Raw genomic sequence first — 5,528 nt, 5'->3', positions numbered from 1 at the left:
AGGATCCTCCGCGTGGCCGGGTCGAGGACGATCTTGTACGGGCTCTTCCTCGGCATGGCACCCTCCTCTCGGAGGAAACCATAGCCTACAACTTACGTCGGTGTAATTATGGTGGCGACCACTTAGGTTCGTACGCCTATCGCCGCCTCCGCGATCGGGAATGGAACTCACGGGCTTCGGCGGCGGTAGTAGCCGCCTCGCCGAATTGGCGTCGCGCTTGCTTAGCCTCGATCCACCGATCCTCACGGCGTGAAGCCGTTGAACCTCTCCAGCGACAGCGTGACTGGCGCCGGTCTGTGTGTTGCCCTCGTTTCAGGGTGTCGAGTGGACAGTTGGGTGCGTGCGGGCTCGCGGACAGTCGGACGGGGTGATCGCCAGGGTGCGCAACCAATGCCTGTCGTCGGTGCGCGAGGCGTTCGGTCCCTTCAGGCGAGCAGTGGCAAGGCCCGCAGGCGAGCGATCGCCGCGATGAACGAGTCCCCCCACGGCCATCGCCGGGGGAGGTGCAACCGAAGCCTCCGCCCGGACCGGGTGAGCCGTCCGGGAAGGTGAAGGAACCGGCGGCGAATGGTCTTGGCCACCACCGGGCCCTCGATCGCGAGACCGAGCGCGGCTACCCACCGCAGGAGGTTGTGCGCCAGGGTCACCAGCACCACCCACGCCGCGTTGGCGAAGAACCGCCCGGACGGGGCGTGGTTCAGCCCGGCGCCCTCCTTGAGGTCCCGGATGGCGAGTTCCATGACCGCGTGCCGACGATGGTCCCCGTCGAGGCCCAGGGTCTCCCCGGCCCGGTCGGTGACGAAGGCGTGGTAGCGCCAGTCCGGCCACAGCTCGGCCTGGGGACCGACCAGGCGGGTCCGCCTGACGATCAGGCGGTGGCCCTTGTAGGTCCCCTCCCCGACGGCGGCCTTTCCGCCCGCGGGGTAGTCGATCGGGATCCACGTCTCATCCGGGATCGCCCCGATGGCCTCTTTGACCTGCGAGGTCTGGCGCACGGTGATGGAGAAGGCGACCCCGAGGGCCTGGCACTTCGCGATCAGGGCGTCGGAGTGGAACCCGGAGTCTGCCCGCACCGTGAGCGCTCCGGTGGCCCCGGCGCGGCGGACCCTCGCCACCGTCTCGGACAGGAACCGCACCACGCCCCGGGCGGTGTTGGCCTTCCCGGTGCGCTGGCGGACGTGCAGAACCTCGCCGGTCTCCGCCCGGGTGGCGAGCAAGGGGTGGTACCCGAGCACCCGGGTGTGGCCGTAGCTCGCCCCGCCCTTTCCGTAGCCGTGGACCTCGCACACCGTGGAGTCCACATCGAGCGTCATGGGGGCCTTTCCCGGCCCGGCCCGGCAGCCCAGGCTCGGGCCATCGCGGCGGCGCTGACCTTGTCCAGTTGACGGACGTGGCCGAAGGTGAACGATCGCAGGAACGTCCCGAGGGTCGAGGGCGCCATGGGGCGGTGCGGCAGGACGGCCTCCGTGTCACCCGAGCGCAGGACGTCGGCGTCTGAGATGCAGTCCCCGCCGAGGACCATCGACTGCACGAGCGTCATGACCTTGCGTCCGGGCCGGGCCCCGCCGACGCGCTCCCCCAAATCGACAGCATCGTCCACGAGCTGCTCGAGCCCCAGCCGCTCGGCGAGCATCGCGGTCAGCACAACCCCGGCGTTCGCGACGGCGCGGTCGTCGTCGAAGGTGATTTCAGCGCGGTCGAGGGCGTGGGAAGATCGCATCCGGAAGGTGCCTCCTTCTCTTGGGACGGGTGCTTGGTTCGCAACCGCATCATCCCAAGTGGGAGGCACCTTTTCTTCGTTTCAGGCGTTCAAACCGGACGCACGGCTCCGGGTTTCGGTGGATCGAGGCTTAGGGCGACCGGAAGCCCCTCTACCTGCGGACACCTTTTTGACTTCTGTCCAGTTGGGTGCACGGATGTGATGTCTCGGGACATCGTGCACACATGTCCCGGGACATCGTTCCACCTTCAGGGGGACCTCGAACACCGAGTCGTGGTCCAACCCGCCGTGCCATCCGCGGTGGCCCCGGCCCCACCTTCCCGAGGCGGGCTTGCGGCCGTACAGGATGGGCTCGTGGCGGTACGGGTAGTCGGCGTGGCCGAGGACCATGGAGTCCTTGACCCACACCAGGGACTGGCGCAGCCGCCACCCCGCGCCCATGAACGCGGCTGTGAACACCGCCTGGAGCGCGCCGGCTCGAGGACGGCGTGCCCGAGGCCGAGATGGCGGTAGGGACAGCCCTCGCGGTGGGGCAGGCGCTGGCCGCGGTAGACACAGCACGGATCATGACGATCGCGGAGGGCAATCCCCTGTTCCTCGAACAGATGGTGGCCGCCCTGGCCGAGAGCTTTCTTTCGGCCCTGAGCCATGCTGCTAAGGGCCGAATGCGACATTCCTTATCCCGTGGCCAATGCCCGGCCCCACCGGTCGACGATCGACTCCGACACGCCGCGACCCGTGGACGCCCGGGGCGAAGCAAACAGGCGTCTCAGCAGAAGTCCACCGCTTGATGCCAGTCTCCTCACGGATCATCAACAAGCTGGTCGAAAGCGGCCCCCGAAGTGATGCCGCGATCAGGCCAGACCATCACCCGTGGAAAGGGCCGGTGTGACTCGTCGATGGGCTGGGCGCCCAAGCGCTGGACAAGGTGACCGTCGCGAAGTGCCGGGCCTCAGCGCGCCGAGGCGCCGCCTCCCGCATGCAAGTTCCCGTGCCTAACCGTGCGAGTGCTCGGTCTCAGCCTTGGCCACGTCCACCGTCTTCACCAAGTTCTGCACTGCCTGGTCGAGGCTCACCCCGCTGGCCCCCGCGCTCTTCTCAAGGTCCTCGATGGTGAGGTTGTCCGGGTTCCCCATGTCGTCGTGGGGCCGCATGCAACCGCAGGTGAGACACATGACTCAGTCCTCCTCGTGGTCGACTTCCGGATATCTCACTCTACGCGTGACCCAGGACCCGCGATGCCGCCCGAGGAAGACCGCTTCTGGCCGGACTTGGTCACGAACGCGGTCTTGAGCGCGCTTTGGCAATGAAGTACTTCCTCGGCCTGCATGCCGGGCCCGCCAGAAGCAGACGCCGAAGGAACGTTCACCGTCGGGCTGGAACAGGACCGGATGGTTCTCGAGCCCCTCTCGTGGCTTCCCATCGAATACCCGGTCGCATACCATCCGGCCCATGGACGACGAGGCGTTTCGACCCGGCACGCCGGAGACGGAGCTGGCGGATCTCACGACTGTCCTCATGGGGCGCAACGTGCTCAAGAACAAGCGCGGTCACGCTCTCCTCACGAACGACCGTGTGCTGTTCAGCGACCAGCGGTTCAACCCGACGCTTGCCGGTGGCGTCGGCGGCCCGCTCGCTGGAGCGCTGGCCGGGGCGCTGGAGCGGCGCCGAAAGGGGAAGCTGCCGATCCTCGACTTCCCGCTTACGGACATCACCCGTGTCTCGCACGTCACGAAGATGACGGTTCGCGACATCCTGGTGATCGAGGCGGGCGGTGAGGAACACCGCTTCGCGGAGGGCTTCAAGGCCTGGAGTCCGGTGCTCCGACGTGCGCTCACTGAGCGATACGGTCGGACCATCATGGATGACGGTCCCGACAACTGGCGTGTGACGGTCTAACGCGGCCCGACAGGGCCGATCTGGCTGCCGAGACCGGCCTGATCGATGACGAAGGAGCCTTGCGCCAGGCCCGCCCCACGAGCGAGGAACCGTCCGGCGATCAGGATCCCTTCGTGTACCACACGTCGCCGCAGCAGTAGAGCGACGAGCCGTCCGCCTCGCCCCAGATCACGTGGGCGATCCCCGTCGAGCTGACCGCGATCCCGAAGTAGTCACCATCGGTGAACGTGTACCCGTCCGGACTCTTGTACGGTGCGCCCGACCCCAGGTCAGAGAGCCGGACCTGTGGCCCCCAGCTTGCCCCGCCGTCGGTGCTCCGCGCGTACCACGTGTTGAACTTGCCGGTCCGGTCGTCCTGCCACGCGAGACGGAAGTCCCCTGGGGTGGGGCCGCGGTCGATCTGCGGCACGGTGCTGTCGCCCAGGGCGTTCACGAGGACGGTGCTGCTCCAATGCGACCCGTCGTCGGAGGTTCGCACGTAGAGCGACTTCGGCCCGTTCGGTTCGGTGGAGAACGTGTAGGCGAGCACCATGTGGCCGGCCCCATCGATCGCGATCGCGCCCGTCGCCGTGAAGTAGTCGGGGTAGCACCCGGGCACCGGGCAGGGCGGCGGCGCCGCGGAGGTGCCGAACGAGATGAGCGTGGGGTTCGCGCAGGGCGTGGCCGCCGAGGGGGAGCAGCGGAGCAGAGCCACCTCCGCCGATCCGTCGAAGTCGTGTCCGTGTCCCGACAGGCTGGCCTCGCCGTCGAGGGCGAAGTACACGTCGCCGTTCGGGGCGTACGCCCCGCCGTTCGCATACCACCACAGGTCGTCGTCGTTCACCTTCTGCGGTGAGAGGAAGGACCGGCCGTAGTCGTGGGAGGCCACGACCATGTTGTCGAACTTGTGGTTGAACGCGACGTAGACGTCCCTGCCCGAGGGGGAGATCACTAGGATCGGCTTGTCCATGTACGTGAGGCCGCCGTTCATGGAGACGGGCGCGCTCCAGGAGTCGCCACCGTCGTGGGACGTGAACAGCTGTACGCCCGGATCGTACTGGTCCATGAACGCGACGAAGATCGTCCCGCAGCCGCACGCGGCATTGGTGTCGGTGGCGACCCGGATCTGGGGGTCGAACTGCCATCCGATGGTCTTGCAGGCGGCCCCGCACACGAAGCTCTCCGGACCGAAGGTGGCCCCACCGTCGGTGGAGCGCCGGAACAGGACGCTGGTGCCGGGGCAGTTCCCATTGCAGGCGTGGGCGTTGATGCCCGTGATCAGCTGGTAGACGCGGTTCGGGTGATTGGGGTCGACGGCAACCGTCGGCTCCCAGTTGCTCTGATGCTTGGGATCAATGCCGTATCCGGCGGGGCGCTCGTCGTCGAAGCTCGCCCCGGCCGAGGCCGGCACGGCGACCACCGCCGCGACGGCGAGGGCCGCCGCAACCGAGGCGAGGGCCAAGGCTCGTGCGCGCAATCGGGGCCTCCCTTCGCTGGTGCTCCGGCCGTCCCGGGCCTGATAGTCGATATCGAGGAAGCGCCCGCAGTCAACTGGGCTGACCTCCACGTCCCAGGCTCCGCCCACGACTGTGGAGACTCCTGCCCACGCGGCCAGGAGGAATCCGGCATGATGAATGCTCCTCTCGGCCCGAAGCGACTGGCTGGGGCTTCTCGGTGATTCCGGACGCCATGCCCGGGAACGGACGGACCCGGGGCGATGGGTACCGCCCGGGGTGGCCCGATCAACTATCAGAGCGCGTACGCCCGCCTCCGGCGACTCGCGGCGGGGTGGCGGCTCACGTGCTAGTGTAATGCCTCGCAAATAGCTTGACAGAGGGAGACGCGGGAGGTAGCCTCCCGTCGTGTGGCATCCTGCCGCTGCGGTGGCGATCTCCGAGGGGGACCGGGCGCTCCTGGAGCGATGGGTGAG

The 5,528-nt window shown here is 68.0% G+C and carries 5 protein-coding genes and 1 pseudogene; 1 reads left to right on the top strand and 5 read right to left on the bottom strand.

Translation table 11 applies throughout. The features are described from left to right. Positions 1-425: 425 nt before the first annotated feature. From M3Q23_05900 to M3Q23_05885, 4 genes and pseudogenes are all read right to left on the bottom strand, one after another. Entirely contained in the window at positions 426-1,313 is an 888-nt protein-coding gene (locus tag M3Q23_05900) for an IS1380 family transposase (protein ID MDP9341629.1), read from the bottom strand. After that, a complete protein-coding gene (locus tag M3Q23_05895; protein MDP9341628.1) occupies positions 1,310-1,720 on the bottom strand; it encodes a hypothetical protein in 411 nt (136 codons plus the stop codon). The genes M3Q23_05900 and M3Q23_05895 overlap by 4 nt, the downstream gene beginning before the upstream one ends. A gap of 303 nt (positions 1,721-2,023) precedes the next feature. After that, positions 2,024-2,155: pseudogene (locus M3Q23_05890) on the bottom strand (DNA modification methylase). A gap of 560 nt (positions 2,156-2,715) precedes the next feature. After that, positions 2,716-2,895, bottom strand: a complete 180-nt coding sequence (locus M3Q23_05885; GenBank protein MDP9341627.1) for a hypothetical protein — start codon at positions 2,893-2,895, stop codon at positions 2,716-2,718. A gap of 277 nt (positions 2,896-3,172) precedes the next feature. Here M3Q23_05885 and M3Q23_05880 point away from each other — a divergent pair, with 277 nt between their 5' ends. Further along, positions 3,173-3,619, top strand: a complete 447-nt coding sequence (locus M3Q23_05880) for a hypothetical protein (GenBank protein ID MDP9341626.1) — start codon at positions 3,173-3,175, stop codon at positions 3,617-3,619. A 100-nt stretch (positions 3,620-3,719) separates the two neighbouring features. Here the strand turns inward: M3Q23_05880 and M3Q23_05875 are convergent, their stop codons facing one another. Continuing rightward, positions 3,720-5,075, bottom strand: coding sequence for a glycoside hydrolase (locus M3Q23_05875; protein MDP9341625.1), 1,356 nt, complete (start codon positions 5,073-5,075; stop codon positions 3,720-3,722). Positions 5,076-5,528: the final 453 nt, after the last annotated feature.

This window comes from Actinomycetota bacterium (assembly GCA_030774015.1).
In the GTDB taxonomy this organism is placed as follows: Bacteria; Actinomycetota; UBA4738; order UBA4738; family JACQTL01; genus JALYLZ01.
This window is presented reverse-complemented; position numbering and strand designations above follow the sequence as displayed.

Coding starts and splice junctions, on each gene's coding strand:
- M3Q23_05895 (MDP9341628.1), bottom strand. CDS start 1,720: ATGCGATCTTCCCACGCCCTCGACCGCGCTGAAATCACCTTCGACGAC.
- M3Q23_05880 (MDP9341626.1), top strand. CDS start 3,173: ATGGACGACGAGGCGTTTCGACCCGGCACGCCGGAGACGGAGCTGGCG.
- M3Q23_05885 (MDP9341627.1), bottom strand. CDS start 2,895: ATGTGTCTCACCTGCGGTTGCATGCGGCCCCACGACGACATGGGGAAC.
- M3Q23_05900 (MDP9341629.1), bottom strand. CDS start 1,313: ATGACGCTCGATGTGGACTCCACGGTGTGCGAGGTCCACGGCTACGGA.